The organism is Rhizobium sp. R711, from assembly GCF_002211365.1.
Lineage (GTDB): Bacteria > Pseudomonadota > Alphaproteobacteria > Rhizobiales > Rhizobiaceae > Rhizobium.
The window spans coordinates 1-25,866 of sequence record NZ_LOKZ01000022.1 but is presented as its reverse complement, the minus strand read 5'-3'; the positions used below and the strand labels follow the sequence as shown (position 1 = coordinate 25,866).

The following is a 25,866-nucleotide window of genomic DNA, read 5'->3' as shown; positions in this document are numbered from 1 at the left end:
GTCGAGCCCGATATACTGGTTCATGGTTGCCTCCAACAAATGATGTTTGGGCCCGGTTCCAATCGTGAGCCCGTATTCCCATCTTATCGGGGGCAACCACCCCTACCAGCAACAACTGAGAAAATGGTCTGAGGAGATCGCGCCGCGATTACCCCATGTTTGGTGGAATTCAGGTTATCCCGCTACCTGATGGAGAGCAGCTGCATCCGCCCCTCAGGGCGGGGTCAGGGACTGGTTTGATGATGGCTTCGAACTGCTTCTCCCTGTTTCGAAGCAGAGACAGTGCCGTTCGTGACGCCGACCATGTCGGCGACCTCCTCGACGCCTGTGCGCGAACCGTTTCTGACGGTTCCCTCGCCGCCGATTGAGAATTAGGGCTTCCCTCGCCTTGAAAGTATGTGAACCAACGACCCCATCGTGCAACTCGTTGTTCGCACCGCTTTACTCAGTCCTCTCAGTCACTTGGCCGCCTGGTATCAGCTAAGTGTTCGGTTGCGGGATTGCCAGCCCGTCCACCAGAGTGGCAATGGCTGCCTCCAGCGGCGCCGATCCGACCTTTTCTGGCACCAGAAGTCCATCGATCGCGAGAAGGGTGATGCCGTGAATGAGCGCCCATGCGGCGGTCGCCTGTCCCCTGACTGGCCGCTTGCGAATGGTGCCGGCAGCCTGACCGCGTCCGAGCATGTCCAGCACTACGTCGAATACAGCGAGCGCCCTTTGATCGAGATGCATTCCTACGGCCCGCCCCTCCTCCGGGCTGAACATGAGGCGATATAAGGCCGGGTTGTCGGTTCCGAACGCGACATATGCCAGAGATATCGGAGTGATTTCCTCGAGCAGAGATCGGGGGGCTTCGGGTTTCGCCTCCGCTAGCGCCTCACGTAGTCGATCGAATCCAATCATGGCGAGTTCGACGAGCAGAGCGGTTTTGTCCGGAAAGTGTTTGTAGGGCGCTGCGTGGCTGACGCCAGCCCGGCGGGCGACCTCCCGCAGCGTGAACTGCCAGTCCTTTTCTGTCCGAAGCATGTCCAGTGCAGTTTCAATAATTGCACGGCGGAGATCACCGTGATGATAGGGGCGATGGGGTGCGGCCTGCATGTTCCTCAAAGTTTCTCATGGATACATTGTTGACACTGATAACTTCGGCGCCTATGTAGAGGCATAAGTTTCTTCTGTCTACATCGGAATGCCCCATGAACGCCATAGAAAAAAACAGCGACACCAATGATATGAGCAGTCTTCTCGCAAGCCAACGCGCCGCTTTCCTGCGCGACGGAGCGCCATCACTCGCTCATCGTCGCGCCAATCTCGCTAAACTGAAGCAGGCGCTGATTAGTCGCCGCGCGGCCCTTGAGGCGGCCGTCTCTTCGGACTTTGGGCATCGTGCCCGGCACGAGACAGCGATCATGGAGGTCTTCGGCGTGATCGCTGGCATCGATTACCTCAGCAAGAACCTACGCCGCTTCATGCGGCCTGAGCGGCGTCATGTCTCACTCCTTATGCAATTCGGTCGGACCTGGATCGAGTATCAGCCTGTTGGCGTCGTTGGCGTCATCTCACCATGGAACTATCCAATTCAGCTGTCTCTGATGCCGGTGGTGACCGCGATCGCCGCGGGAAACCGCGTCATGCTCAAGCCGTCTAATGTGACGCCGGCAACAAATGCCGTCATCGCATCGATGCTCGGTGAAATCTTCACGGAAGAACAGGTTGCGCTCGTCGAGGGTGAGGGTGCGGCCTTCTCAACCCTTCCATTCGATCACCTTGTCTTCACCGGTAGCACCGCCGTGGGGCGCGCGGTGATGAAGGCGGCGAGCGACAATCTCGTGCCGGTCACCCTGGAGCTTGGCGGAAAGTCCCCGGCCATCGTCGCCAAGGGTGGCGTGCAGGATCGCTTTGTGTCCGACATCGTCTGGGGGAAGCTTCTTAGCGGTGGGCAGACCTGCATCGCCCCCGACTATGCCTTGGTGCATGAATCCGAGGTCGACACATTTGTCGCGAGTTTCGACAGGCTGGCAAAGGCGGCCTATCCAGACGGTCCGACCAGCGAGGACTACACTTCCATCGTCAACGACCGTCAGTATGGGACGCTGATTGACCTGATCGAGGATGCCCGTGCCCGCGGCGCACGGATTATCGAGGTCGGGCACCGGCCCGGCGATGCCGCCCGCCGCCCGCATACGCTCGCGCCGACGGTAGTGCTGGGCGTCACCGATGAGATGAAAATCGCCCACCAGGAGATATTCGGTCCGATTCTGCCGATCTTTCCCTATCGAGACATCAGTGAAGCGATCGCCTATGTGAACGCCCGTCCCCGGCCGCTCGCACTGTACTATTTCGGTGGAGACTCTGCGGAACGGCGAAAGGTGCTCGACCGCACGACCTCGGGCAACGTCACGATTAATGGCACGATCATGCATGTCGCCCAGGATGACTTGCCCTTCGGCGGCGTCGGCGCCAGCGGAATAGGCGCCTATCACGGCGTCGAGGGTTTCAGGCGACTGAGCCATGCCAAAGGTATCTATGAGCAGGGACGGTGGAACACCGTCAAACTGTTCCACCCCCCATACGGAAAGCTGGTCGAGCGCATCCTGAACCTCATGCTTCAGTGAGACTCAAACTCTGCAGGGGCTAACAAGCAAGACTTCGTGTCAGCTGAGCCGAAATATCCATCCAATTGAAAGGAACCAAATGCAAAACGTTGGTAACGCGGAAACGCAAACATCCCTCGTAGGAAAATTGAATGGTGCCGCAACGAAGCGGGCCCTGATCACCGGCGCCTCCAGTGGCATGGGTCTCGAATATGCCGAACTCTTGGCAGCGCAGAAGGTAAACCTCGTGCTCGCCGCCCGGCGCAGGGAGCCGATGGAGAAGCTCGCCATAGAGCTTCGACAGAAATATGGTGTCGAGATCGTTGTCGAACCGATCGATCTTGCGGTCCCTGGCGCTGCCGCTCGCTTGAAGACCAGCCTGGACGAAAAATCGCTGCAGATCGATATTCTGGTGAACAATGCCGGGTATGGGTTGCATGGGGATTTTCTGGATACCCCGCTGGAGCGCACGATCGATATGATACAGCTCAACATCACGGCGGTAACGGAACTGAGCTTTATCTTCGGGCAGGATATGGCAACCCGCGGGTCTGGACAGATACTCCTCATTGCAAGCATTCTGTCATTCCAACCCGTTCCTGGGTTTGCCGCTTATGCAGCTACGAAGTCTTACGTGCTGTCGTTTGGAGAAGCTTTGCACGATGAACTCAGCCCTCGAGGGGTGACTGTCACCTGCCTTTGCCCAGGACACACCGAAACCGGATTCGATTCGGCCGCTAGCGCCCCTGTCTCGCGCATGCTGCGTATTCTGACGATGAAGCCCCGTCCTGTTGCCGAAAGCGGTCTCCGTGCGCTGTCACAAGGCAAGCCCTCCGTAGTTGCCGGGTTCATGAACAAGATCATTATATTTTCAAATCGCCTGACTCCGCGTTCGATGCAGCGAGCCGTCATCAAAAGCGTTACGGGGGGATAGAACTGCAGTCGGCCGGCGACCAACCGTCCGTTACCCGTCTTCTGTTCTTGGCGGCCGGTCTGCATTCGGGAAGGTCGACCTGCGGATGGCGACGGCGAACGCCGCCCGTACCACCATACCGTATCTGTGCCCCTTAATGTTCGGGATCGAGATTTTTGTGCCAGACCAAAGGTCCTGCCGAGCGGATGAACCGGACGCTGCTTCAAGCGTTTTGGTCAAACTTTTCCGCCCGACATTCGGCACGCTGCTCGACCGCATTCTGAATGTCATGTTGCGCTAACACCGAGAGTTACGGGCATGCTGGCTCTCTTCGCAAACCTATAGGAACGACCGTGGAGTTAGCCTGCAAAACAGGCGGGCCATATTTGAATTCAGCCGCGAATTTCCGGGATATGCCTCGTAGCGGCTTACAAGGAGTGAGAAATGACGAACCCAATCTTAGTCACCGGTGCTGCAGGCGCCGTCGGTTACGCCGTGTGCGATCAGTTGGTGAAACGCGGATGTAAGGTAAGGGCAATGGTCCGCAAGGCCGACGAGCGATCAGCCAGGCTGGCGGAGCGGGGCGTTGAAATCGTAGTTGGCGACCTTCTCGATCTGCATGCTACGCATCGTGCGATTGAAGGCTGCGATCGGGTCTACTTCGGAATGAGCGTATCGCCCTCGTACCTTGAGGCCACGATCAACGCGACCGCCGTCGCCCGACATCACAAGGTCGATGCATTCGTGAACATCTCGCAGATGACGGTGTCGCAGATGGGTATCACGTCGACCACCGACAGCCCGCAGCAGAAGCTGCATTGGCTTGCGGAACAGGCGTTGAACTGGTCCGGGTTACCCGTTGTGCATATCCGTCCGACAGCGTTCCTCGATACCTTCTTTCTTCGCTTGTCCATGCAGTCAATCCGTCAGCATCAGCAAATTCGCCTTCCCTTCGGGGATGGCAAGATATCGCCAATCGCAAGTGACGATGTCGCAAGGATCATTGCCACGGTGCTGGAGGCCCCGGCCGACCACATCGGCAAGATCTATGAACTGACCGGTGCGCGATCGCAGGACATGATCGGCATTGCCGAGGAGTTCTCAAAGGCGCTTGGCCAAACGATCAGCTACGTCGACGTGCCTTGGGAGCCTTGGCGCAAAGCGCTGGAAGACAGCGGCATGGTGACCCCTCACATACTCGCTCACCTAGCCACGATGGCGCTTCTCATCCAGCAGAACCGTTATGATCGTCTAACGACGGACGTGGAGCTGGTAGCCAAGAAACCGCCGCTCAGCATTTTGGAATTTGTCCAACAGCATGCCCAGGCATATCGCCCAGAAGCCTGACGGCAATCGCGCACACGACCTGGTGAGGTGAAAGGAAAGCAAATGCAAAAATGCAAGTGCCACAATCGCCGCAAAAGCGACCGCGTCCTTGGGAAAAAGGGTACTGATTAAAGGCGCATCAAGCGGCATGGGACTAGAATTTGCCGAGCTGCTGGCGGCGCAGAAGGTCAATCTCATGCTCACAGCCAGGCGTCGATAACCATATTGAACCGATCGATCTTGCAGCGCTTGGCACAGGTGTAGGAGTGACATGATGTTCAAGCGCATTCTGGCGAATGGCGGAGCTCTGAGAGAAGCTCTCGATCGCGTCGATGACCGGCGTGAAGATCATATATCCACCTGGACAGGGGTTCGCGCTTCTCCGCCCAAGGGAGCTTTACTCACGCGGGAGATTTCAACACTGGGCCACGAGAATGCGTGGCGGAGCTGCGAAGGTGTTCTCGTACCATTGCGCGGAGCTCGGCGAATGTCCGAAACCCAATGTGCTGTGCAAGCCGATGGACGGTCGTTTGCGAAACGCTGCATCTGCGTGCAATCGCGGCAGCACTTCCGAAGGCAATCATTTCCGGTTGTTCTAACATCAGCCTCGCGACCTGTTCGAGACCGTTGGGAAAGATGATCTGCCGCTTGGCGATAAGGTACTTCAGTTCCTGCAGCGTCGCGGGAGGACGGTGGTCTCTATCTTGTAGCATTGCGCCTCACCTTTCAAAGGGCCGTATCCCCCGCAATCTCGGTGCCACTTTGGCCGCTACTAGGAGGCGGCAGGTCATCCTCCGTGCCTCGGGTGCGAACCGATAACGCGTGCAGCGCTATCGGTTCGCACCCGTTCCTTTCCATCAATCGACCGCTACCGGTTTGCCGGTTTGCCAGCTCTTGGTTGCGGCTTCCGCCAGCTTCTGCGCTTGCAATCCGTCAAATCCGCTCGGCCGCGGCGACCGGTGGCCATTGTCGATCGCGTCGATGAAGGCATTGATCTCGTTGGCGTAGGCCTGCGCATAGCGCTCAAGGAAGAAATATTGGACGGGATCGCCGCTGACACCGCTGGCGTTGGAAAGCTCGACACTGGTTGCCTGGATATTGCGTGCCGCAAGCATGCCTGCAGAACCATGGACTTCGATGCGTTGATCGTAGCCATAGGTTGCCCGGCGCGAATTGGTGATGACAGCGATTCGACCCGACGCCGTCTGCATCTGCACCGCGGCAGTATCCACATCACCTTCGGCCCCGATCGCCTTGTCGACAAGAGACGATCCAAGCGCGTTTACCACGACGAATTCCTCGCCCATAAGGAAGCGGGCCATATCGAAGTCGTGAATCATCATGTCACGGAAGAGGCCGCCGGAGGATTTGACGTATTCGGCTGGCGGTGGAGCGGGATCACGGCTGGTGATAGTGACGATTTCGATGTCGCCGACATCGCCGCGACGTAGCCGCGCTTCCACGCTGGCGAAATTGGGATCGAACCGCCGATTGAAGCCGATCATCAGCGTGGAATTGTTCTTCTCTACAAGGTCTAGGCAGGAATTGATACGTTCGACCGACAAGGATACCGGCTTTTCGCAGAGGATCGCTTTGCCGGCCTTCGAAGCCGCCTCGATGAGATCGGCATGACTGGGCGTCGGCGTTGCTATCAGGATCGCATCCACCGCAGGAGACTTGATGATATCCTCTGCGTCAGCGACCTCGGCGCCTGTCTGGGCAGCAAGCGCCTCTGCCGTGGCCCTGAAGGCGTCGGCCACATAAACGAGCTTTGCCTTCGGGTTCGCCGCGATGGTGGCGGCATGTACCTTGCCTATCCGGCCGGCGCCGATCACTCCAAACCTGATCATCGATATTTCTCCGTATTTGTAAGCGTTAATTGTTGGATCATTCAAACCGTGAAGGCATCGCGGAAGCGGTCGAGCGCCGCCTCATCGTCGCCGGAAGCCCAAGCTTCCATGCCGATGGCGCCGCGATAGCCCAAATCCTTGAGCGCGCGCGCGATCATCTTATAATTGACCTCGCCGGTACCTGGCTCGCAGCGGCCGGGCACATCGGCCACCTGGATTTCGCCGATCCAAGGCAGGCATTTGCGGCAAAGCTCGATCAGGTTTCCCTCTCCTATCTGGGCATGGTAGAGATCGAGATTGAGGCGGAGCCGCGGATGATTGACGCTTGAGACCAGCGCCAGCGTGTCTTCGGCGCGCCCGAATGGCACTCCCGGATGATCGACCGTCAGATTGAGGTTTTCGAGAGTGAAGGTGACGTCCTCTTCTTCGGCCATGTCAGCGACCCGGCAGAGGGTGTCGCGCGCCTTTAACCACATGGCGCCGGTCACAACTTCGACCGGCTGGACCGGCAGACCTCCATCTCCCAGACCGGTGCCGTGCAGATTGAGCCTTTGCACGCCGAGTCGCTTTCCGATCTGCGCGGTCTCTCGCGCTGTGCTCAGAAGTTCGGCGGCGCCTTCATCGTCGGTCAGCCGGCCAGTGATGTAGCCGTTCATGATCGTGAAGGTCGCTCCGGTTGCTTCCAGCTTGTCGAGATCGTGTTCGGGCCAGTTCCAAAGTCCGACGCCGAAACCCATTTCCGTCAAGCGTGAAGCGCGCCACTCGATCGGGCGGTCGCGCCAGAGCATTTCAGCACATGCCGCAAGCGTGAAAGGGCTACCATTATTCCTCGTTCGATCGCTCATGATCGTCTTTCATAATTGTTGCGTGATTTTCGGGCGGCGCCTGCTTTCGAGAACGGGCACCACCTGCGACGTGACGGCGGACTAGATCGTACCACCGAGCTCTTCGGACAATTGCTGCAGTTCCTTGCCGCCGGCCATGAGGTTCTGAAGCTCATCCATGGCTATGTCGGCCTTGGCAAAGGTGCCGAGCGTCTGGCCTCGATTGAGGATCGTGAAACGGTCCGCCACGGCATAGGCGTGTCGGACATTGTGGGTGATGAAAATGACACCCAGCCCATTCTGCCGGACCTGATGGATATATTTCAGCACCATTGAGGTTTGCGCCACGCCGAGCGCCGAGGTCGGCTCATCGAGAATGAGGATCTTGGCGCCGAAATAGACCGCGCGCGCAATGGCGACGCATTGGCGTTCGCCCCCCGACAGAGTGCCCACGGCCTGATTGGGATCACGGATATCAATGCCGATCTTGCGCATCTCCTCCCGCGTGACATTGTTGCAATGCATGAGGTCGAGGTGACGGAAGGGGAAGAAACCTTTGCGGGGCTCCCGCCCCATGAAGAAATTGCGCGTGATCGACATGAGAGGGATCATCGCGAGGTCCTGATAGACGGTCGCGATGCCGGCATCGAGCGCGTCGCGGGGACTGCGGAAATCGACAGGCTTGCCTTCGACCAGGAAGACGCCCCCGCTTGGCCGGACGACGCCGGAGAGCGTCTTGATCAAGGTGGATTTGCCCGCGCCATTGTCGCCAAGGAGACAAAGCACCTCGCCGGCCGAGACTTGCATGGACACGCCGTTCAATGCGATCACCGAACCGTAGTGCTTGACGATGTCGGTCACTTCGATGACCGGAGTTCGAATGTTGACGTCAATCATGATCAGCGCTCCCCGGTAACCTTGCGGCGAATGAAATTGTTGAAGAGCACGGCGAGCAACAGCATTGAGCCCAGGAACACCTGAAACCAGTCGGAGTCGAACTTGGTATAGGTCAGACCGATTGAAACCGAGCCGAAGATAATCGCACCGAAGAAGGCGCCGATTGCCGAGCCGTACCCGCCGGTGAGCAGACATCCGCCGATGACGGCCGCGATGATAGCTTCGAATTCCTTCTGAAATCCGCGCCTGGCGTCGGTCGAACCAGCATCGAGTACGGTGATGATCGCGACCAGAGCCGCCGCACATGCCGTCAACGCAAAGAGGCCGGTTTTGACCCTGTGAACCGGGACACCCGAGTTCCTCGCCGCATTGGGATCGCCGCCGGCCGCAAAGACCCAGTTGCCGGTGCGCGTACGCAACAAGACCCAGGTCGCAAGCAGGGCAAGGGCTACGAACCACAAGACGGAAACCGGAACACCCGTGACCTTCGGCACGCCATTGGGGAACTTGTCGATCAGATCATGATCGGCCAACCATAAGAAGGCGCCCTTCAGGGCATCGCCGGAGAAAATTCCAAGCAGCGGGCTGTCTTTGACATGGTCGCTGATACCGCGGAGCTGCGTCGAGCCACCGGTCGCCCATTTCAGGCCGACAAGCGTCAGGCCACGGAGAATAAAGAGGAAGGCCAGCGTCACGATAAAGGATGGCAGACGCGTATGGATCACGATCTGTCCGTTGATCGCGCCCATGAAGGCAGCGAAAAGCATCGTCATCACGATGGCGACCGACAATGGCTGCCCGAAATTAGTCAGGATGACACCAAAGATCAGTCCTGCGAAGGCGACCATAGACCCGATCGAGAGATCGAACTCGCCGCCGATCATCAGGAGGGCGGCCGCGATAGCGAGAATCCCCAATTGGGAGGCCGGCGCCATGATCGTCATCACGCCCGAAAGCGAAAACATCGTGGGGTCTGCGGTGAGAAAGAAAAATACGATGACGAGCACCAGGCCGGCCACAGCTCCAAGCTCGGGCCGACGCATCAGTTGCGTTAGGAAGCCCACCTGCTTGATGCGTTCATCGGCTTTAGGCGCGACCGCTGCTTTCTGCTCAAGCGAAGCCATGATTCCTCCCTGTAAATGTAATTTTAGCGCTTCATCTGCGCTGCCTTGCAGCGCGTTCCATCAAACCGAAGTTCCTCTCCGATAACGGGGAGGAACTTCGGGGAGGATGCCTTTCGGCAATCTTGGTCAGCGGATTCCCTTGGCGGAAAGATCTACCACCTGAGCGGCCTTTTCTTTGGTGATGAGGTTCGGACCGGAGGGGACGTTGCCGCCTGGGATGAGCCCGTATTTGGCGTAATTGGCCAGAAACACCACAGGCAAATAGCCCTGAAGGAACTGCTGCTGATCGATCGCGAAAGCGGCCTTGCCGTCTGCCACCGCCTTCAGAAAATCAGCCGAAAGGTCAAAGGTTGCCACCTTGATCTTGCCGGTCATGCCGACATCTTCGACGGCCGCCAACGCCGGCTCACCGGCGGTGCTGGCACCGAGCGCCATAACGGTATCGACGGCCGAGTTGGAACTCAGCGCTGCCTTGACCTTCGCCCGAACATCGGCCGGATCGTTGCTGACAGGAAGCACAGTGACCTTGCCGCCGAAACCATCGGCAAAGCCTTTGCAACGCAGATCGAGCGAAACATTGCCGACTTCCTGGTTGACGCACAGGCCTTCCTTGCCGCCCAGCTCCTGCAGCTTCGCGCCGGCGGCTTTGCCGGCGGTATATTCATCCTGACCGACATGCAGAAGCGCGCCCAGCTCTTTCGAAACATCGGAGCCGGAATTGATCGAGATGACTGGGATCCCGGCAGCGACGGCCTTCTTAATGGAAGGACCGAGCGCCGAGGCGTCCGGAATGGAGACGATAAGCCCGTCGGGTTTCTGATTGACGGCAGCATCGATAAGCTGCGCCATCGACACCATGTCGAACGTTTCCGGAGCACGATAGTCGACACTGGCACCCATGTCCTTGGCCGCTGCGCTCACGCCGTTCTTGACGACGGACCAGAAGGGATCGTTGGCTTGACCGTGAGTGACGGCAACGATGCGAATATCGGCGGCACTGGCAGCTGCCGAAGACGCGATGATCGCGGCCGCAAAGGCGGCGCCTACAAAAAGTGATTTCAGACCAAATTTCATTTTACCCTCCCAAAACGATCCACGGGGTGGATCTTCCCAATGCTACCGGTTGCAACTCCACTTGCACCCGGTAGCAAGCTCAGCAAAACTACTTTATCCTCGATAAAAATCAAGCGTCCATTCCATTTTTATTTTTTTGTGGAATATTCATTCCAATCGAGGGAGGCGGCAATGCGCAAGCGGGCAACAGCAAAAGAGGTGGCGGAAGCCGCCGGCGTATCGAAATGGACGGTCATCCGCGCCTTCACCCCAGGTGCGTCCATTACGGATGTCAGCCGACAGAAAGTGCTTCAGGCGGCAGAGGCTCTGAATTATTCACCAAACCTGCTCGCACGCAGCCTCGCAACAAACATCACGCATCAAGTCGCGGTCTTCGTCGACGACTTCGCCAACCCGCACAAGCTCCCGGTTCTGGAGATGCTCACCGAGCGCCTGCAGGCGGAGGGACTGCTGACCGTATTGATCAATATCAATCGGCATTTCGATCACGTTCACGCGCTGATCAATGCCGACCAACGGCAATTCGACGCCGTCATTCTGTTCGGAACCGCCTTTCGTGAGGAAACGCTGGGGGATCGGCGGCTCGGTCGAGGTCTTCCCCCAATGTTTGTCCTTGCCAGAGACAGTCAAATCCCCGGCGTGCCGGCAATCGCGTGTGACACCGAAGTCGCTTTGAACGAAATCGTCGAATATCTGTTCGACAAAGGGTACCGCCGCCCGGGGTTCATGACGGGAGCGAGGACCCTTTCGACCGCTCTGGGCAGACGCCGTCACTTTGCGAATTGCTGGCGCCTGAAGGGCATTGAAGGCGTCATGGAACTGACGGCGGAAAGATATAGCGCTCAGGCCGGCGCAGAGGCAGCGCGGGCCTATTTGAGCGATAACCCGCCGGGTTCGCGCATCGACGTCTTGATGTGTGAGAACGACATTTTGGCGCTCGGAGCAATGGATGTCGCCAGAAGCGAATTTGGACTACGAGTTCCCCATGATCTCGCGGTCGTCGGTTTCGACAACATTGAACTGGGCGGTGGCCCCGCATATGGATTGACTAGCTACGAACAGCCGACCGAAAAGATGATCGATGCCATTGTCGGCATGATCACAGGGGAGCGTGCATCCGAAACGATCGCGCTCCCGGGCAGCATGATCCGAAGACTATCAGCTTGAACTGCGAAAGCGATAATCGTTGGCACGGCCAACGACCGAGTGCCTCGCCTTGAAGAGATTGGAACCGACGACCCGGTTATTCCGAGCTCCCTCTTCGGCAAGTCAAGTCGTTGACCAGTTAGCCGATGAGCGGTTTGGGGCCGTCAGGGGACTGTCTGCCTTTGGAGAGCGGGATCAGAAAGCAGCGGTGCGTTTGCGTTGGAGACAGAAAGTGCGTTCGAATCTCGCGCGGCCCGAAGCCCGCAGGCTTCAGGGCTTGACTTGATCGGGCTTCGACCGATTCAAGAATAGCTGTTCGGGAAGAAGAAATGGTCTCTCGCCTCCACCGGGGTCGAACCAGGCAATGACCAGCTATTTTATGAACAAGCTAGGAAAATCGGCCACTCGACTCATGCGTGCGCTTTATTGTAGCGTCACCTCTCGGGAGCCTCCATGATCGAACGCGATGAGATTGAAGCAAAGGCAAAGGAATTCGATATTCATCATGCGAATGTCGAAAGAGATTATGTTTTCGGCTGGCTTTTGAAATCAATCTTTGAAAACGAATACCTCAGAACGAGGCTGGTTTTCAAAGGCGGAAACTGCCTTCGCAAAGCATACTACCCGCAAACACGTTTCTCTTCGGACCTCGATTTTTCAATGACCTCAGCCGTTGACGTTGAAAACGTCAGCAACGAGATCAACAATGCTTGCAGGGCCGCAGAGGCGGCTTGCGGCGTTGCATTCATCGTCGATCGAAACACCTTTGTGGCGGGACCGTTCATCGATAGCGAACGGCGCTCCTATAAGGGCCGCGTTTACTTCACAGACTTTTTCGGGAATCAGGATGATTTGACGATCAGCGTGAAAGTTGACGTTACCGAATTCGATCGCTTGTATCTGCCCGCCGTGAGCCGGGCCCTAATACATCCTTATTCGGACGCGGACCAGTGTGAAGTGGCGCTCTCATGTATGGCATTGGAAGAGGTTGTAGCGAACAAGCTGAAGTGCCTCATACAGCGCCGACATTCGCATGACCTTTTCGATTTAGTCTATTCGACGTTCATAGATCGATCAATCGAACTCGATCGCGGCGTTGTGCTGCGCACATTCCTGGACAAAACCATCTTCCGTCAAAGTCCAGGTTCTGCGAAAGAAATCCTGCTTGGTCTTCCGCTCACCTTTTTCGGCGGCGTTTGGGAAAAGTTTATCCGCTGCCCGAAACCGACCCGGTTTGGTTTCGATCGAGCAGTGGAAGGATTCAAAGATTCGATCGAACGGCTGTTTGAAGGCGTCAGCCTGGGCGGCTGGCGGGAACAACTGTTTTTCCCGTCCGAACACCGGAATCTCATCATGGACGCCGGCGCAGGTCGCAAGCTTTTGAAACTGACTTACAACGGCGCTGAACGGATAGTCGAGCCGTATTCTCTAGCCTACAAACGGCCGCGCGGCAAAGATGCGCGCGAGTATTTCTACGCGTATGACCAGACCGGGGGACAGACGAGCCCGCCCGGTATCAGAAGCTTTGTCGCCGAGAACGTCGAGCGCCTGGAGATAACAGACGAGGGCTTCGAGCCTCGCTATGAAATCGAGCTATCCAAGGCAGGGGAGGAGGCGAAGAAGGGCTACTTCGGCAAAGGTTTCTCAAATACACCTCGCCTGTCCAGAGTGCGAACACGCCCATCGGCGTTCGGAAGAGCGCAGCGCATGTTCAAAGTTCAATGCCCTTATTGCCAGAAGATTTTCACCCGCAAAAGCCAGTCTTTGGCTTTGATCGACCACAAAGCGCCAAACGGTTACCGCTGCGGCGGACGTTCCGGATACAGAGTATATTGATGCGGATAAAGAAACTTAGATTGAAGAACGGGTACAAGCGCTTTCGCGATCTCACGATCGATCTGGGCGATGGGCCCGCGCGTATCATCGCTCTCGTGGGTCCAAACGGCTGCGGAAAAAGTTCTGTCCTCGATGGTTTGCTCTTCCACGCCCACGCCTGGGGGCGAGTCGGCAGCACCGGAGACCGAGGCTATATCTATTACTCGATGGATGGCCTGACAAATTACGATTACCAAAATGTCGAAATCGAATTTGTGGAAGGCTCCTTCAATCAGGTGCGCGAAAGACTCGCAACTGCGGGCAAGGGCACCACCATCATGTCGTTCCGGAGCCCCTATCGATACAACAGTGTATTGAAAATTTCAGAAACGCGCTCGACGCCAGCGATTGACCAAAACAATTACGGCGCAAGCGATGCCGCGAGCCTGGACGCGAAAATGGAGGACAACTACCGCCGCCTTTTCGCGAAGTTTAACGCCTATCGCGACACCAACGACGTGAAGCCGAGCGAGGCGCGCGCAAAGATTATCGGAGACCTCAACGAGTCATTGCGCAAATGCCTTGATCTGGAGGTGTCGAGTCTCGGCAACGTCGAAGCCTCGCAGGGCACGCTATATTTTCGAAAACCCGATCATGAGAAGGAATTCGAGTTTAACGTCCTTTCTTCCGGCGAGAAGGAAGTGGTCGATATTCTGCTGGACCTCTATCTGCGCCAGGAGGACTACACCGAGACGATATTCCTTCTCGATGAGCCTGAGCTTCATATCAATACGGCGATCCAGAAAAATCTGCTGATCGAGATAGACAGGTTGGTGGGCAAGGACTGCCAAATCTGGATCAGTACCCACAGCATCGGCTTTCTAAGGGCGCTGCAAAGCGAAATGCGGGGAAAATGCCAGATCGTCCAATTCCGCCCAGAGTACAATCTGGCAGCAAACCCGCACACGCTAACCCCGATGAAGCCAACCGCTGGCGGATGGCGTGACCTTTTTGCGATCGCCCTCGATGACTTAACAGCGTTGGTGAGCCCAAAGACGATCGTGTACTGCGAAGGGCGAGACACACCCAAAGCGTCCGGCGAAGAGCGGGGGATGGACGCTCAGGCATTCAACAGCATTTTCGCCGACTCTAAGCCCGATACGCTGTTTGTCTCCAGCGGCGGGAACACCGAACTGGACCAGCGAAGCGCGGTCGCGATATCGATCTTAGGAAAAGTGTTCCCGACAGTCGAAATCCTCGTTTTCAAAGACCGGGATCAGGGCTCAGGTAAACCCATCGACGAAAAAGACAGGCAGCTTTATCTCAAAAACAATGCGAACAATCATCGTATCATGAAGCGTTGGGAGATCGAGAACTACCTTTTCGATAAAGAGGTTCTCCAGGCCTACACTCAAAAGCACGGGCTGACTTTCGATGAAGCATCCTATGATGCATTCTTCACGGACATCGTGAACCAGAACGTGAAGGACGAGCTGAACCGCATCAAAAACCTTTGCGGCATAAAAACCAGCATCAACGCGGACAAATTCAAGATTGAGCTGGCCCAATGCGTCTCGGAAGACATGGCGGTTTTCAAGGAGCTTGAGGGATGCATTTTTCGGCGAGAGTGATCGGTTTCAGCTTTTGAACTTCGCACTCGATAGACGTCGCCGGCGATCTTGCTAGGAGCTTTCCAATATCTTCAAGGCCCGGCCCATTAGGTCCAGCCTTATCCCTTCGTCCTCCATCTCCAGCGCGTGTTCAATGGTATCGATCGCACGATTGTCCCTGGCGCACATTCTCAACTCGTACACGGCGTCGGTCACCATGTAGAACTTTTCCTTGCCGTCAATGTAGCCTCGAACGATCTGCTTCGCGTATAGATACAAATGTCATCGACTTGAAGAAGAGGGCGTGCTTGTTCGGAAAGATTGTCGCGGAACCATTCACCTGGTTGTTGTTTAGAGATCCACTGTCACTCCACCAGCAATGTCAGCTTCGAGGCATGCCGTTAAGTGCCATCTATGTCTGAAATGCGGGCGCAAAGCAGCCAAAGCGTTTACTGCCGAAAGGGCGTCCGCTCGAGGGCTCACCGCGATTAGGATCGGCGATGTAGGACGTCGCGGTACAGCGGGAGATGCTCAAGCTGGATCGCCTGAAGGACAAGCAGATCAACCTCGAAACCGTTGCTAAACGTTCCCGGGTAAAATCCAGCCCGCCGATGCGAATGATCGACGTTCTTGTAGAGTTGGACCGCCTTATCGTTATGAGCTGTTGGCGGCTATCGATCGGCGAACACAACGGTATTCAAATTTCGCGGGGCCGGACCTGAAAAGCCAAGCCACAAAATTCTTCGTTGCAGCCGGGAATCTGTGTAACATCCACGTTGTAATTGGACTGGGGGCATGGGGTGCCATTCTACATACGCAAGTCAGTCAAGGCGGGACCATTCCGGTTTAATTTTTCCCAAGGAGGTATCGGCGTCTCTGTCGGCGCGAAGGGCTTAAGGTTCGGTACTGGACCTCGGGGCCACTATATCCATGCCGGACGACAAGGACTGTATTATCGAGCGTCACTCGGCAATGCTGGCCAACGTCGACAGAGAGCTGCTAGCGAACCACTTCCCGCTCAGGTCACTTTTGAAGTATCTGCGGTCAACATGACTGAGTTCGAGTCCGGCGACGTCTTGTTGATGCGCGACGAGAACTTCGGCGAAGTGTTGGACGAAATCAACGCGAAGGCCAATCAATGGCGGTTGTCGGCTCTTTTCGGATGGCTCACGGCTCTCCTCGGCATCCTTGTGTTGGCGAAAGCGCCGCCAGTGGGGATTTGGGTCCTGATCGCGACCCTTCCCGCCTGGGCGGTAGGGTCGTGGCTCGACTCGTACCGCCGATCGACAGTTCTCTTCTATGAGATCGATGGTCCGGTCGAGCAGGCGTACAAGGAAACGATCGCGGCGTTCGACAATTTGAGCTCTTGTGCCGGGAAATGGCATATCGAGGCTGGCGGTGCGATCAACGATCTAACGACCTGGAAAAGAAATGCAGGCGCATCCCACCTGGTGAAGCGAACCGCCACGAAGCTCGTCTACGCTTTGCCGAAGGTTATCAAGAGCAACATCACACCGCCCTCGATACATGTAGGGAAGCAGATAATTTATTTCATGCCAGACGTTGCTTTGGTCGCCCACAATTCGCGCTTCGGTGCAATGTCATATTCTGATCTCCGCGCTCGCTGGCAAGCGTCACGGTTTATCGAAGATGGTCATGTCCCTCATGACGCGAAGGTCGTCGACCGCACTTGGCAGCACCCCAACAAGAATGGCGGGCCCGATCGGCGTTTTCGGAACAACCGCCAGCTGCCTGTCTGTCTGTACGATACCCTTCATCTGCAAAGCGACAGCGGTCTCAACGAGGTACTGGAATTTTCGCAAGTGGGAAAGCTGGCGAGTTTCGCCGCCGCTCTCCAAGCTTTAGCGAAGGCAAAGATGGAGGCTGCACAAGCCCCGAAAGCGATCCCATCGACCGCGACGTCAGTATCGCCGCCAGTAGCACTAAGTTCGCGTGGACCGGAACAGAAACCAAAGAGCGCTGTGCCTGCCATAGCTCTCATCATTGGCGGCATCTTTGGACTTCCTATTGCTATTGCCGCACTCCAAAACGCGGAGAAATCGACTAGGCCCGTCACAACGCAGGCCGCTGTTCCCACCAGTTCAGGGCAAATCGCATCGTCATCGTCAACGCCGGGGAGGCCCGCGGCCTCTGCTGCCGGTTCAGCACAAGGGTCACCATCACCGTCGACGATGGTGACCCCTGCCACAACCCCTTCTGGCTCTGCTTCGGAAACCGGTAAGCCGGCAGTCGTAATCCAGGCACCGAACGTTGACGCTACGGCGACAGTAAATGATCCGGCATTTTCGACACCTGCCTCCCTTCGGACTGATCAGGAGCCGACACCCGATCCTACGATCTTCGAGGCGCTTGCGGCAGCCGCGACCGCGCCCGCCGCGTCTACATTGGACGCGGCATCAGAGCCGCCTGCCCCGCCTTACATCGCCCCGCCGGAGCCAAAGTTTGCCTACATGAAGCAGCCCTTCCAACTGAGGGATGGACCCGGTGCAAAATACATTCCGGTCGGCGCAGTCGGTCAGAATGCATTGCTCGCCATCCTTGAGACGGAAAGCGGATGGGTCCATGTCTCTGGTGGTCCGTCAGCGATGGGATGGGTACCGAAGGAGCTGCTTGGTCAACGGCCAGTTTCGCGTCAAAAAACCACGCCCAAGGTGCAAAACACCTTCCAGTCCGGTGGTCGGACTTATTGAGGAGTGCACGGCCCCCAAGTCGCATCGGGTTTGCGGCACCAGCCGCTGTTGGTCAATTCCGTAAGAAGCAGTGCTTGTGAATTACAAGCGTCCTGCGCGTACGATAACGAGCACGCAGCGTTGTCGGTCAGCCAGCGACGAATAATCCGATCTGGTCCAGCCACCGAGCTGTCCTTGATCTTGATCTTACCATTCTCCGCCAGAATTTTGTGGGTCGCGGGGTCCCATGTCATCGCTGCATTTACCGCGCCAGACGACGATTTTTTACGGGCGGGGCTGTAGGTATACCAATCGACCACAGCGAAGACGGTACAGATTTCAAAGCATGCTGCGTATGCTGTGCCAGACCGAACGGCATAAATGCGCACAGGCCACCGTTCAGCGAACTGTTGCTTCTCGTTTAGGACGTCTGCCTTCGAGCGCCGGGAGCCGTAATAGACAACGGAATCTCCGTAGTTGTTCGCGAGGAAGGACATTCCTTCGTTCGTCGACCAGGTCCGCTGTGTTTCCAGGAAAAACTGTAGCGCGGCTTCGTTCAATGCTGTCGAGGGCGCCTCGTTGGATACGGCAGTCTCTTCCGCCGTCGGTGCCACATAGGGGGTAGGCTGCCCCGTCACGAGACCAAAGCCAGCCATGTCGATCAGCGACAGCACCCGTCGATCGCCGTCGGTCAGATCGGTGACAAACGTGAACAAGGTGGAGTCGAGGCCCATGTCCGCAAAGTAGGTTTTATATCTATCGGTGCCGGTTTGCGGGCCCGAGTTTCCCGGCGAGAGAAGTGTTCGATCAACAACCATCGAGCCGTCTTCCGCAAAACGCCGCACTCCACCGGCAAAGGCGAATAAGCATGCAGCCTCGCACTTCGAACCCGAAACTTGCAGCGTCGAAAGCTTCATCCGACGAATAGTCCGGCCATATCCGATCGCGGCATCTGTATCACCGCCCGGCGAAATGAACGCGATGAATTTCGGAGCGCTGTTCTTGATTTCGGCCTCGAGCTTATCAGGAAGATCGCTGGGCTCGAACGTTCCTTGAATCAACAAGATGTCGTTGTTCGCCGCTTTCACATGGGCAAATCTGATCGCTGCGTGACTGGGGCTTGCGATTAGCGCAGCCAATGAAATCAGGCAGGAAATGAAGACCGACGAGCGCATCGCTCCCTCCCCAATCTGATCGGATCAGTTTGTTGAAATACCAAAAGCTGTGAGAACCTGAGGCGTGATCGTTCCGGTCACCTTCAGCCCATAGGCATCCTGCATTTTATTAAGTCCGACCCTCGTTGCGGCGTCGACCTGCCCTGTTACCGGGCCGCCGAAATAACCGAAGGCAATCAGAGCGGTCTGAACCTGAATAACGATACGCCGAAATTTGTCTGAGTTGCCCGGCAACGTCTTCAGCGGCATTGGGGCTGTATTCACCGAGGAAGATTGCGGGGCACCCCCCGTCGAATAGCTGCCAGTCGAAGTCGTCGCCGGTATGTTGGGAGTCGTCGGTAGACTTCTGATGACCGGTCCCAGATTGGGCGAATAGCTCGGCGTTGGGTCTGGCTGCGTATAGGTCGTGCTGTTGTTGTAGTCGCCGCGCGGCACAACGTATCCGCCACCAGAGCCTGACGCATGGCTCGCGTGACTAGCATGACTGCTATGACTTGCATGGCTCGAATGTGAGCTATGACCTGCGAGGGTGTAAACCTGCCTGACCTGCAGCCGCTCAAAGAGAGTGGGTTCTGGCTTCTTTTTGGTAAGGCCGACAAGTGGCGCTGCATCGCCTTTCGACGGCATGAACCCGGCCGCAATCAATGACGGCACCAGGTAAACCTTGCGCTTCTTCATTGTCGTGACAGTCCCCCAAACCCTTGATCAGCTTTATACCATTCAAAAAATCCACCGCAAGTAGAGCGCAACGTACACTCGCCGCACTCTTCCAGGAATTTGTTCTTCCAGTCTGAAATCGTGCTTGGTGCCAAATGCCGGTACTGTGGGGGAACCGTGCAAAGCGGGAAATTATAAAGAAGAGTGTGAATACCGCGCCCAATCGCGAGATTGATGGCGCTCCGCAGTTTGCCGAAATCCAGCGACGTATCCTTGAACGAATGCGCCCAATTCATTCTGCCGTAACCGATATTTTCTAGTTGCATGATGGCCCAGACATCAATGAACGGAAGCCGGGTCGAGGCGTAGTCCGCAAGCTGTGGCAACACATCCCAGTTCTGCTGAAGGACAACCGTCCGAAGCTCGACGGCCGCCCCCGCCCTCATTAGCGTCCCGAAATTCTGCGACAACGTTTCAAACGCACCCGGCTTTGCAACGATGCTGTCGTGAAGTGCGGCGTGAGGGGCATACAGCGGAATGCCCCACAACACGCGATCTCTTCCGATCTCATCAATTAGGGCGACGTCGCCAGGCTCGAAAAACTGGCCATTGGTAAGAACATGAAATGAGATATCCGGTCGGGCCTTCGCAGCGGCGACGAGGAATTGAAACAGTCTTCGTTTGTGCAGCAGCGGCTCACCGCCAGATATCGTGATGCGCGCGTTTTCCGGGGCCAAGGTGGCGGCGACCGTGAATTGGTCGAAGAGGTCTACGTGATATTTCTTCGGAGGCTGCGAGCACATCACGCAGAGCTGGTCGCATTGCTCGGTAACCAGGAATGTGTTGTGCCTCGACCCTGCTCGCAGCAATCGATGAGCCGAGTTTCGACCAGGTACTAGAAGGAGCACGTCGCCGTCGAGATCGGTTTGGGGATCGCCGTAAACGCGAAGCGAATAGCCCGCGAGATCGAAGATTTGACTCTCGTGGTCACGATCGATCATGACAGCATCATGCTCACTCTCCACCGTGTCGGTGCGCAGGCGAACGATACTTGGATGGTCGATTGGAACGTCATCGATCTTGAGCCGCAAATCGATCATCTGTGTATCGGAGCCAGCGAAGGATCGAACTCCGGAATTCCGGCCCATGCCGCAAGGCTCTTGTGAGCTTTTTTGTCATCCGAATAGAGCAGCTCGAATATCTTGTCGAAGATCGCGGTGTGGCGTCGGCAGAAGGTAGTGTCAAGCTTCGGCACATCGATACGACCATACCGGGAGAGGTCGTCGATCACGTCAATGCCGCAGGCCGCTTGGTATGGACAGTGGATGCAATCTGGATGGAACGAGTTAGTCGCTTCCTCATTCAGGACATCCAGCTTTGCCTGATCGATGCCATCCCAAAGGTTGCCGACACTCAGGTCGATCTGCCCCACTCTCGTCACCATCCTTGCTTCGTCCGACGGATAAAACGTGCCGTCGAAATCGATGACTATATAGTCCTTACCGAGGATGTTCGGGTTGCGAAGGTCCACATGGTGGTTATGGCCGCCGCGTAGAACCCGGCGAAGACAATGCGTGAAGTAGAATTCCTCGACAGGGAAATCTGCTGTCCAATTGTGCTCGATCAACGCATCGATGAATCGGCCATGATAGTCGTTCCATCGCTCATCCATGCCCATGGTCTGGTATCGCTTCCGAGCGAAACCTTGATGGTTGATAGGCCGGAGGAAAATGGAACGAAAGCCGAAGTCGCCGAACGTCTCAATGATCTGGTTCGGGGTTGGCAAATTGTTGACATCAAGCGTGGGCAACGCCGACACTTTCCCTTGCCCTAGCCTTCCGATCCCATAGCGAAGGTTCGAAATAAACTGCTCGGTGTCCCGGGAAGTGATTGTCCGCTGCCGTTCGTGAGCCGAAAGGTCACCATCAAGCGACGTACTAACGAATGTGTCCGAAGCGTCGAGAAACGCCCAGGCGTCAGCGGAAACAGACTGCAGATTGGTGCAAACGGTGAAGCTTGCGTCCTTAAATTTCCGCCGCGCAAAATCTCGAACCGTCTCCAGCAGGTCCAAACGCAAAAGTGGTTCGCCGCCTTGAAACTCGATCTTCGCACTTGCTGTGTCCATGCCATCGAGAAAACAGAGGACCTGGGCGAGCGTGTCTTCGGTCCAGTCAAACCCACTTGTGTTTTCGTTGACCCGCGACACCTGGCAGTAGCCGCACGCCAAATTGCAGCGAAGTGTCGGCACGAGAATGACATAGTTCAGCTCCTGCGGACGATGCAGTCGCTGTGCCCACCGATATGCAAAACCCATATACGCTGGGTCGCCGACTTCATCGAATGCATGCCCGTTCGAATGAAGAAACCCGCTATCTGAGGCGGTCAGATCGCCACCAGCGTATCGCTCAAGGAATCTGCCATCTGCCCGGAAATACCCACCCGCGTCATCAACGAATAGGTAATCAGAAGCCAAACGGGTGAATTTCAGAGGGAAGACGGTCATCGCCCGAGGACACCGCTGATGAGCGCCCTTCGCAGGGGAAGCGTCTCTGTATAAATTTTTCCGCGATAGAGGCAGTGTTGAAAATCCGAAATCAACACGTCGATCAGCGACGAACCGTCATCGAATAACGTTATTTGTGTAGACAATTCGACCTTCGCCACAGCATTCATCGCATTAAAACGAAGAATGGCCGCAGCAAGGTAAGGTCGATGCGCTTCGTCGATATCGATTAAGGTGCGTCGTTCATATCTCTGGATCGGCGTGCTGAATTCTGTTCTTTCCATCGGACAATGGCGATCGACTCCCTCTTCGCATCGATTGTAGCAACTCGGCCGCTTGATCACCAGATGGTTGTATTGCATTTTCCTGAGAATAACTTGACGCTCATCACCCTTATGGGGCCGGAAACCAGTTCGGAAGGAGAGTGATCTCGCGGACGGAGGCCCTCAGCCCATCTCGGCTTCTTGCAACGCCGTCACGTCTGGCCTTGATGATACCGTCTTCTCCGGCTCAAACCAGCCTGTGCTTGAGCCCTCCTGTTTGCTGAGTGTCTGGTCAAAATGGGGGCAGTTCAATACCCTTCCCGGTACCCAAAACACCCACCGCGACGGGTCTTCTGCACTTTCCGATATACCGTATGTTAAAGGACAGCTCCTATTTCCGCTCGCCGTCGGCATTGGGGCCGATAGCTATGGAATGAGAGCATGCCAAAACAAGACGTTTCCTCACGCCATTTTCAGCGAAAAATTTCAGACTACTGCGACGTCCGCATAGCGCCGACCGCATCGAAACACGTCCTGGAGAGTATCAGGCCCTACCTCATCAGCTTGATCATCTACCGCAAGTCGCCGCCTTTGCTGAACGGCCGCCTCGACTGGGGGCAACGATCGCGCGGACCTGCGGGATCGAGGACGAGATGACTCCGGAGCTGAAAAACCAGCTACGCCCTGCCCTCGACGCCATCCTCCGATGGCTGCGGATGCCGCCCGCGGCGGAAGACGTTCGGGCTCCGCAACCGAAACCCAGATCGCGCAAACCCGCTCGTCGCGCGACAGTACCGACCGCATCTTCCACCCGCAAGCCGCAACGGGTGGGAGAGACGAGGTTCCGTCTCAATCCGCTTCAGCGCCGCGCGGTCCGCAGCCCAAACCGATCCAGGAATTTCCCGAACCGCTATTCGAGGCGGCAGACGATCCCGAGAGCTTCCAGGACGCCCTCATCTACCAGATGCGCCGCTTCGGTGACAGTTACTGGCAACTCTATCGCGCGATCATTCGCCTCGGCGAGAACTTCGACCACAAGACCCTGTTGTCATGGATCCAGGGTGAACGCGCGCCGAGGTCCATTGCCAGCTTCGAAATCCTCGCCCGGATCGAGCGACGCTACCGACTGGCGGAGGGATATTTCAAGGCCAAGCTTCCGCATCAGTCGCGTTCACTCAACGGTCACGACCTTGGCGACATCAGTCCTGCCGAGCGGCGGCGATTGGCCTGGCATCTACCGGACGATTTTGGCAGCCTGCCGTTCTCCAAGCGCGAGGAAATCATCGACTGGGTGCGGCGCGTCATCATCTCCGGCTCGACCGATTATCGCCGATACCAGGCGGCGGCCAGCAAGCAACGTTATGCCATCCGGTTTCCCGGCATCACCTATGGCGGCGGATCGCTGTCTCCGCGATCGCCGGTACTGTCCAGCGGCGCCAGTCGCAGTGCGGACGAAACCTTCGAGGGTCAGGACCTTCTTTCCGGCGTGGTCGACGCGCCGCCGCGGCTGGCGATGGAGATGGCGGAACTGATCCGCTTCAAGACCTCGACGCTGACGGCGATCGGGTTTCAGCGCAATGGTGTGTGGGGGGAGGAAACGGCATCGCAAAAGATCGAGCATCTTGGGCTGATGTTCGGGGCGCTGGCCGCCTCACCCGCCGGCATCGTCAAAGGCCGCGGCGTCCCGCTCAGCCAATTGACCTTCGGCTTGCTGATTTTCCCAGGCGTGTGGGACTGGTACCTGCAATGGCGCGAGCAGCGGCGCGGCTTCTACACCAAGTGGGAAGAAGACATGCTGATGGTCGCACAGGCCCTCACCCGTGCCGAGGTCGGCTGGATCCGGCAGCATCCGGAGCTTCTGAGGAATGTTCGACCGATCGAAGGGCTGATCGCTGCTGAGGAGATCGAATTCGCTTCGCGTGACTGGCATGGGGCCTGCGACGCGTTTCATCGGCATGCCGCCAATCGTTCCAAGGAAGTTCAGCGGGTCATGCGCGTGCATCGCGATCCGTTCGAGCCGATCATGGTAATCCTCGAAGCGGACAGCCCTTTGGCAGAGTATCGTAAAATCACGGACGAGATCCTGAAGCGGATGCCGGACGAACATCTCTATCCGCGACCGGCGGCGGCAGCTGTCCGCTCCTTCCTGATGTTGCGGCTCGGGCTTCATTTGGGGCTGCGGCAAAAGAACCTCCGGCAGCTGCGCGTCTGCCCGCGCGGTCATTTTCCAACGGCGGAGCGCCGGCTGGAAGACATGAAGTGCGGGGAGCTGCGCTGGAGCGACCGCGAGCGTGGCTGGGAAGTGCTCATTCCGTCGGTCGCGTTCAAGAATTCCGGCTCGTCCTTCTTCGGGCAGAAACCGTTCCGGCTGATCCTGCCCGACCTGCTCGACCTTTACAAATACTTGGACGCGTACATCGACCGCCACCGCGGTGTGCTGCTCGCCGGGTCGAAGGATCCCGGCACGCTGTTCGTGAAGACGGTCAAGACGACCAGCATCGAGGCCGCCTACGACTCCGCGACCTTTTATGAGGCCTGGCGAACCGTCATCCAACGATATGGAATCTACAACCCGTATACTGGTCGCGGCGCCATCAAGGGCCTGCTGCCGCACGGTCCGCACAATGTCCGGGATATTCTGGCGACCCATATCCTCAAACAGACAGGATCCTACGAGCAGGCGAGTTATGCGATCCAGGATACGCCGGATGTGGTGCAGCAGCACTATGGCCGGTTCCTGCCGCAGGACAAGGCGGCGCTCGCCGCAAAAATCCTGAACCAGGTCTGGGAAGCGGCTTAGGCCGGAAGGGGCGCTTTGCCCAGGGACCGGCCCGCTCAGGTTCGGCCGAGCCGCCGAGGCGCGGGCAGGCTCGGCCTGCCCTCAATTGCCTATGGCCTCATTCTCCGCGTCCGTTACTGCCAACTTGGCGGAAGTTTGCGACGTTTTTATCTTCTTAACCATATGAATCAACGCTATTCTTTTCTGTTTCAGAAGCGAAAAAGCAATTAGCTTCCGTCGTCCGTGATGGTAATTTGCGAGACGTCTAACCATCGATAATGACCGGTTATCGATGATAGTTGATCTGGAGTCGCAAATCAGCGAAAGTCGGGGCAAAGCACGGTCTCGACGGCCGCGGGGGAGGGTGGCGATGGCTAAGAAACTGACCGGGATCGAAGCCCGTGCCGAGGAACTCGACATCATTGCCGCGGTCCTGCCGATCGAGCGGCGGGACGAACTCGCCGAGCTGTTGACCGACCACGACGTCGAAACGCTGCGCCACCTCGTCAACGAGGGCATGGGCGACAACACGTTGCGCGCCATCACCTCGGACCTCGCCTATCTCGAAGCCTGGGGCCTGGCGGCCACCGGCAGCCCGCTGCCCTGGCCGGCGCCGGAAGCACTGTTGC

At 57.1% G+C, this 25,866-nt stretch carries 20 protein-coding genes and 2 pseudogenes; 9 read left to right on the top strand and 13 right to left on the bottom strand.

Annotated features, from left to right (window positions below; genetic code table 11):
• Window positions 1-480 precede the first annotated feature (480 nt).
• Window positions 481-1,098 carry a TetR/AcrR family transcriptional regulator gene (locus ATY80_RS18170; protein WP_088693757.1) on the bottom strand — a complete coding sequence of 206 codons (618 nt, stop codon included), beginning with the start codon at window positions 1,096-1,098 and terminating at the stop codon, window positions 481-483.
• A gap of 95 nt (window positions 1,099-1,193) precedes the next feature.
• Here ATY80_RS18170 and ATY80_RS18165 point away from each other — a divergent pair, with 95 nt between their 5' ends.
• The 3 genes from ATY80_RS18165 to ATY80_RS18150 all read left to right on the top strand — a co-directional run bounded on the left by ATY80_RS18165 (window position 1,194) and on the right by ATY80_RS18150 (window position 4,851).
• Window positions 1,194-2,612: a coniferyl aldehyde dehydrogenase gene (locus tag ATY80_RS18165; protein WP_088693756.1), complete on the top strand. Its 1,419-nt coding sequence runs from the start codon at window positions 1,194-1,196 to the stop codon at window positions 2,610-2,612.
• Between the two features lie 79 nt (window positions 2,613-2,691).
• A complete protein-coding gene (locus tag ATY80_RS18160) occupies window positions 2,692-3,525 on the top strand; it encodes an SDR family oxidoreductase (RefSeq protein WP_088693755.1) in 834 nt (277 codons plus the stop codon).
• Window positions 3,526-3,948: 423 nt separating this feature from the next.
• Window positions 3,949-4,851, top strand: a complete 903-nt coding sequence (locus ATY80_RS18150; RefSeq protein ID WP_088693753.1) for an NAD(P)H-binding protein — start codon at window positions 3,949-3,951, stop codon at window positions 4,849-4,851.
• Window positions 4,852-5,231: 380 nt separating this feature from the next.
• Here the strand turns inward: ATY80_RS18150 and ATY80_RS18140 are convergent, their stop codons facing one another.
• From ATY80_RS18140 to ATY80_RS18115, 6 genes are all read right to left on the bottom strand, one after another.
• Complete coding sequence (locus ATY80_RS18140) at window positions 5,232-5,543, bottom strand: MurR/RpiR family transcriptional regulator (protein ID WP_088693751.1); 312 nt, start codon at window positions 5,541-5,543, stop codon at window positions 5,232-5,234.
• 144 nt (window positions 5,544-5,687) lie between these two features.
• Window positions 5,688-6,680: an inositol 2-dehydrogenase gene (gene iolG / locus ATY80_RS18135; RefSeq protein ID WP_088693750.1), complete on the bottom strand. Its 993-nt coding sequence runs from the start codon at window positions 6,678-6,680 to the stop codon at window positions 5,688-5,690.
• Window positions 6,681-6,721: 41 nt separating this feature from the next.
• A complete protein-coding gene (locus ATY80_RS18130; RefSeq protein WP_088693749.1) occupies window positions 6,722-7,525 on the bottom strand; it encodes a TIM barrel protein in 804 nt (267 codons plus the stop codon).
• Between the two features lie 81 nt (window positions 7,526-7,606).
• A complete protein-coding gene (locus tag ATY80_RS18125) occupies window positions 7,607-8,401 on the bottom strand; it encodes an ATP-binding cassette domain-containing protein (RefSeq protein ID WP_088693748.1) in 795 nt (264 codons plus the stop codon).
• A gap of 2 nt (window positions 8,402-8,403) precedes the next feature.
• Complete coding sequence (locus tag ATY80_RS18120) at window positions 8,404-9,525, bottom strand: ABC transporter permease (protein ID WP_088693747.1); 1,122 nt, start codon at window positions 9,523-9,525, stop codon at window positions 8,404-8,406.
• 126 nt (window positions 9,526-9,651) lie between these two features.
• Window positions 9,652-10,599: a sugar ABC transporter substrate-binding protein gene (locus ATY80_RS18115; protein ID WP_088693746.1), complete on the bottom strand. Its 948-nt coding sequence runs from the start codon at window positions 10,597-10,599 to the stop codon at window positions 9,652-9,654.
• 171 nt (window positions 10,600-10,770) lie between these two features.
• On the opposite strand from ATY80_RS18115, the gene ATY80_RS18110 reads away from it, so the two are divergent.
• The 3 genes from ATY80_RS18110 to ATY80_RS18100 all read left to right on the top strand — a co-directional run bounded on the left by ATY80_RS18110 (window position 10,771) and on the right by ATY80_RS18100 (window position 15,191).
• The gene (locus ATY80_RS18110; RefSeq protein WP_088693745.1) at window positions 10,771-11,766 is read left to right on the top strand and encodes a LacI family DNA-binding transcriptional regulator; all 996 of its coding nucleotides are present in this window, start codon (window positions 10,771-10,773) and stop codon (window positions 11,764-11,766) included.
• A gap of 432 nt (window positions 11,767-12,198) precedes the next feature.
• Window positions 12,199-13,581, top strand: coding sequence for a nucleotidyl transferase AbiEii/AbiGii toxin family protein (locus ATY80_RS18105; protein WP_088693744.1), 1,383 nt, complete (start codon window positions 12,199-12,201; stop codon window positions 13,579-13,581).
• Window positions 13,581-15,191 (top strand): ATP-binding protein, encoded by a 1,611-nt coding sequence (locus ATY80_RS18100; protein ID WP_088693743.1) that lies wholly within the window; start codon window positions 13,581-13,583, stop codon window positions 15,189-15,191. The genes ATY80_RS18105 and ATY80_RS18100 overlap by 1 nt, the downstream gene beginning before the upstream one ends.
• Window positions 15,192-15,242: 51 nt before the next feature.
• On the opposite strand, the gene ATY80_RS18095 is transcribed toward ATY80_RS18100, so the two are convergent.
• Window positions 15,243-15,449 (bottom strand): hypothetical protein, encoded by a 207-nt coding sequence (locus ATY80_RS18095; protein ID WP_088693742.1) that lies wholly within the window; start codon window positions 15,447-15,449, stop codon window positions 15,243-15,245.
• 521 nt (window positions 15,450-15,970) lie between these two features.
• Between ATY80_RS18095 and ATY80_RS18085 the strand changes: the two genes are divergently transcribed.
• Window positions 15,971-17,881 (top strand): DUF4236 domain-containing protein, encoded by a 1,911-nt coding sequence (locus ATY80_RS18085; RefSeq protein WP_088693759.1) that lies wholly within the window; start codon window positions 15,971-15,973, stop codon window positions 17,879-17,881.
• On the opposite strand, the gene ATY80_RS18080 is transcribed toward ATY80_RS18085, so the two are convergent.
• Genes ATY80_RS18080 through ATY80_RS18060 form a run of 5 tightly spaced genes read right to left on the bottom strand, consistent with a single transcriptional unit; the run spans window position 17,875 to window position 22,557 of the window.
• A complete protein-coding gene (locus tag ATY80_RS18080) occupies window positions 17,875-19,035 on the bottom strand; it encodes a hypothetical protein (RefSeq protein WP_088693740.1) in 1,161 nt (386 codons plus the stop codon). The two genes, ATY80_RS18085 and ATY80_RS18080, sit on opposite strands and share 7 nt — an antisense overlap.
• Before the next feature lie 24 nt (window positions 19,036-19,059).
• Entirely contained in the window at window positions 19,060-19,713 is a 654-nt protein-coding gene (hxsA, locus tag ATY80_RS18075) for a His-Xaa-Ser repeat protein HxsA (RefSeq protein ID WP_088693739.1), read from the bottom strand.
• A complete protein-coding gene (gene hxsC, locus ATY80_RS18070; RefSeq protein ID WP_088693738.1) occupies window positions 19,710-20,792 on the bottom strand; it encodes a His-Xaa-Ser system radical SAM maturase HxsC in 1,083 nt (360 codons plus the stop codon). The genes hxsA and hxsC overlap by 4 nt, the downstream gene beginning before the upstream one ends.
• A complete protein-coding gene (gene hxsB / locus ATY80_RS18065; RefSeq protein ID WP_088693737.1) occupies window positions 20,789-22,195 on the bottom strand; it encodes a His-Xaa-Ser system radical SAM maturase HxsB in 1,407 nt (468 codons plus the stop codon). The genes hxsC and hxsB overlap by 4 nt, the downstream gene beginning before the upstream one ends.
• Entirely contained in the window at window positions 22,192-22,557 is a 366-nt protein-coding gene (locus ATY80_RS18060; RefSeq protein ID WP_141105572.1) for a hypothetical protein, read from the bottom strand. Before ATY80_RS18060 ends, hxsB begins: the two co-directional genes overlap by 4 nt.
• Before the next feature lie 342 nt (window positions 22,558-22,899).
• Here ATY80_RS18060 and ATY80_RS18055 point away from each other — a divergent pair.
• Both ATY80_RS18055 and ATY80_RS18050 read left to right on the top strand, forming a co-directional pair.
• Window positions 22,900-25,258 (top strand): annotated as a pseudogene (locus ATY80_RS18055) (hypothetical protein).
• Window positions 25,259-25,601: 343 nt separating this feature from the next.
• Window positions 25,602-25,866, top strand: a pseudogene (locus tag ATY80_RS18050) (integrase); the annotation flags it as partial.

Coding starts and splice junctions, on each gene's coding strand:
- ATY80_RS18170 (WP_088693757.1), bottom strand. CDS start 1,098: ATGCAGGCCGCACCCCATCGCCCCTATCATCACGGTGATCTCCGCCGT.
- ATY80_RS18165 (WP_088693756.1), top strand. CDS start 1,194: ATGAACGCCATAGAAAAAAACAGCGACACCAATGATATGAGCAGTCTT.
- ATY80_RS18160 (WP_088693755.1), top strand. CDS start 2,692: ATGCAAAACGTTGGTAACGCGGAAACGCAAACATCCCTCGTAGGAAAA.
- ATY80_RS18150 (WP_088693753.1), top strand. CDS start 3,949: ATGACGAACCCAATCTTAGTCACCGGTGCTGCAGGCGCCGTCGGTTAC.
- ATY80_RS18140 (WP_088693751.1), bottom strand. CDS start 5,543: ATGCTACAAGATAGAGACCACCGTCCTCCCGCGACGCTGCAGGAACTG.
- iolG (WP_088693750.1), bottom strand. CDS start 6,680: ATGATCAGGTTTGGAGTGATCGGCGCCGGCCGGATAGGCAAGGTACAT.
- ATY80_RS18130 (WP_088693749.1), bottom strand. CDS start 7,525: ATGAGCGATCGAACGAGGAATAATGGTAGCCCTTTCACGCTTGCGGCA.
- ATY80_RS18125 (WP_088693748.1), bottom strand. CDS start 8,401: ATGATTGACGTCAACATTCGAACTCCGGTCATCGAAGTGACCGACATC.
- ATY80_RS18120 (WP_088693747.1), bottom strand. CDS start 9,525: ATGGCTTCGCTTGAGCAGAAAGCAGCGGTCGCGCCTAAAGCCGATGAA.
- ATY80_RS18115 (WP_088693746.1), bottom strand. CDS start 10,599: ATGAAATTTGGTCTGAAATCACTTTTTGTAGGCGCCGCCTTTGCGGCC.
- ATY80_RS18110 (WP_088693745.1), top strand. CDS start 10,771: ATGCGCAAGCGGGCAACAGCAAAAGAGGTGGCGGAAGCCGCCGGCGTA.
- ATY80_RS18105 (WP_088693744.1), top strand. CDS start 12,199: ATGATCGAACGCGATGAGATTGAAGCAAAGGCAAAGGAATTCGATATT.
- ATY80_RS18100 (WP_088693743.1), top strand. CDS start 13,581: ATGCGGATAAAGAAACTTAGATTGAAGAACGGGTACAAGCGCTTTCGC.
- ATY80_RS18080 (WP_088693740.1), bottom strand. CDS start 19,035: ATGCGCTCGTCGGTCTTCATTTCCTGCCTGATTTCATTGGCTGCGCTA.
- hxsA (WP_088693739.1), bottom strand. CDS start 19,713: ATGAAGAAGCGCAAGGTTTACCTGGTGCCGTCATTGATTGCGGCCGGG.
- hxsC (WP_088693738.1), bottom strand. CDS start 20,792: ATGATCGATTTGCGGCTCAAGATCGATGACGTTCCAATCGACCATCCA.
- hxsB (WP_088693737.1), bottom strand. CDS start 22,195: ATGACCGTCTTCCCTCTGAAATTCACCCGTTTGGCTTCTGATTACCTA.
- ATY80_RS18060 (WP_141105572.1), bottom strand. CDS start 22,557: ATGCAATACAACCATCTGGTGATCAAGCGGCCGAGTTGCTACAATCGA.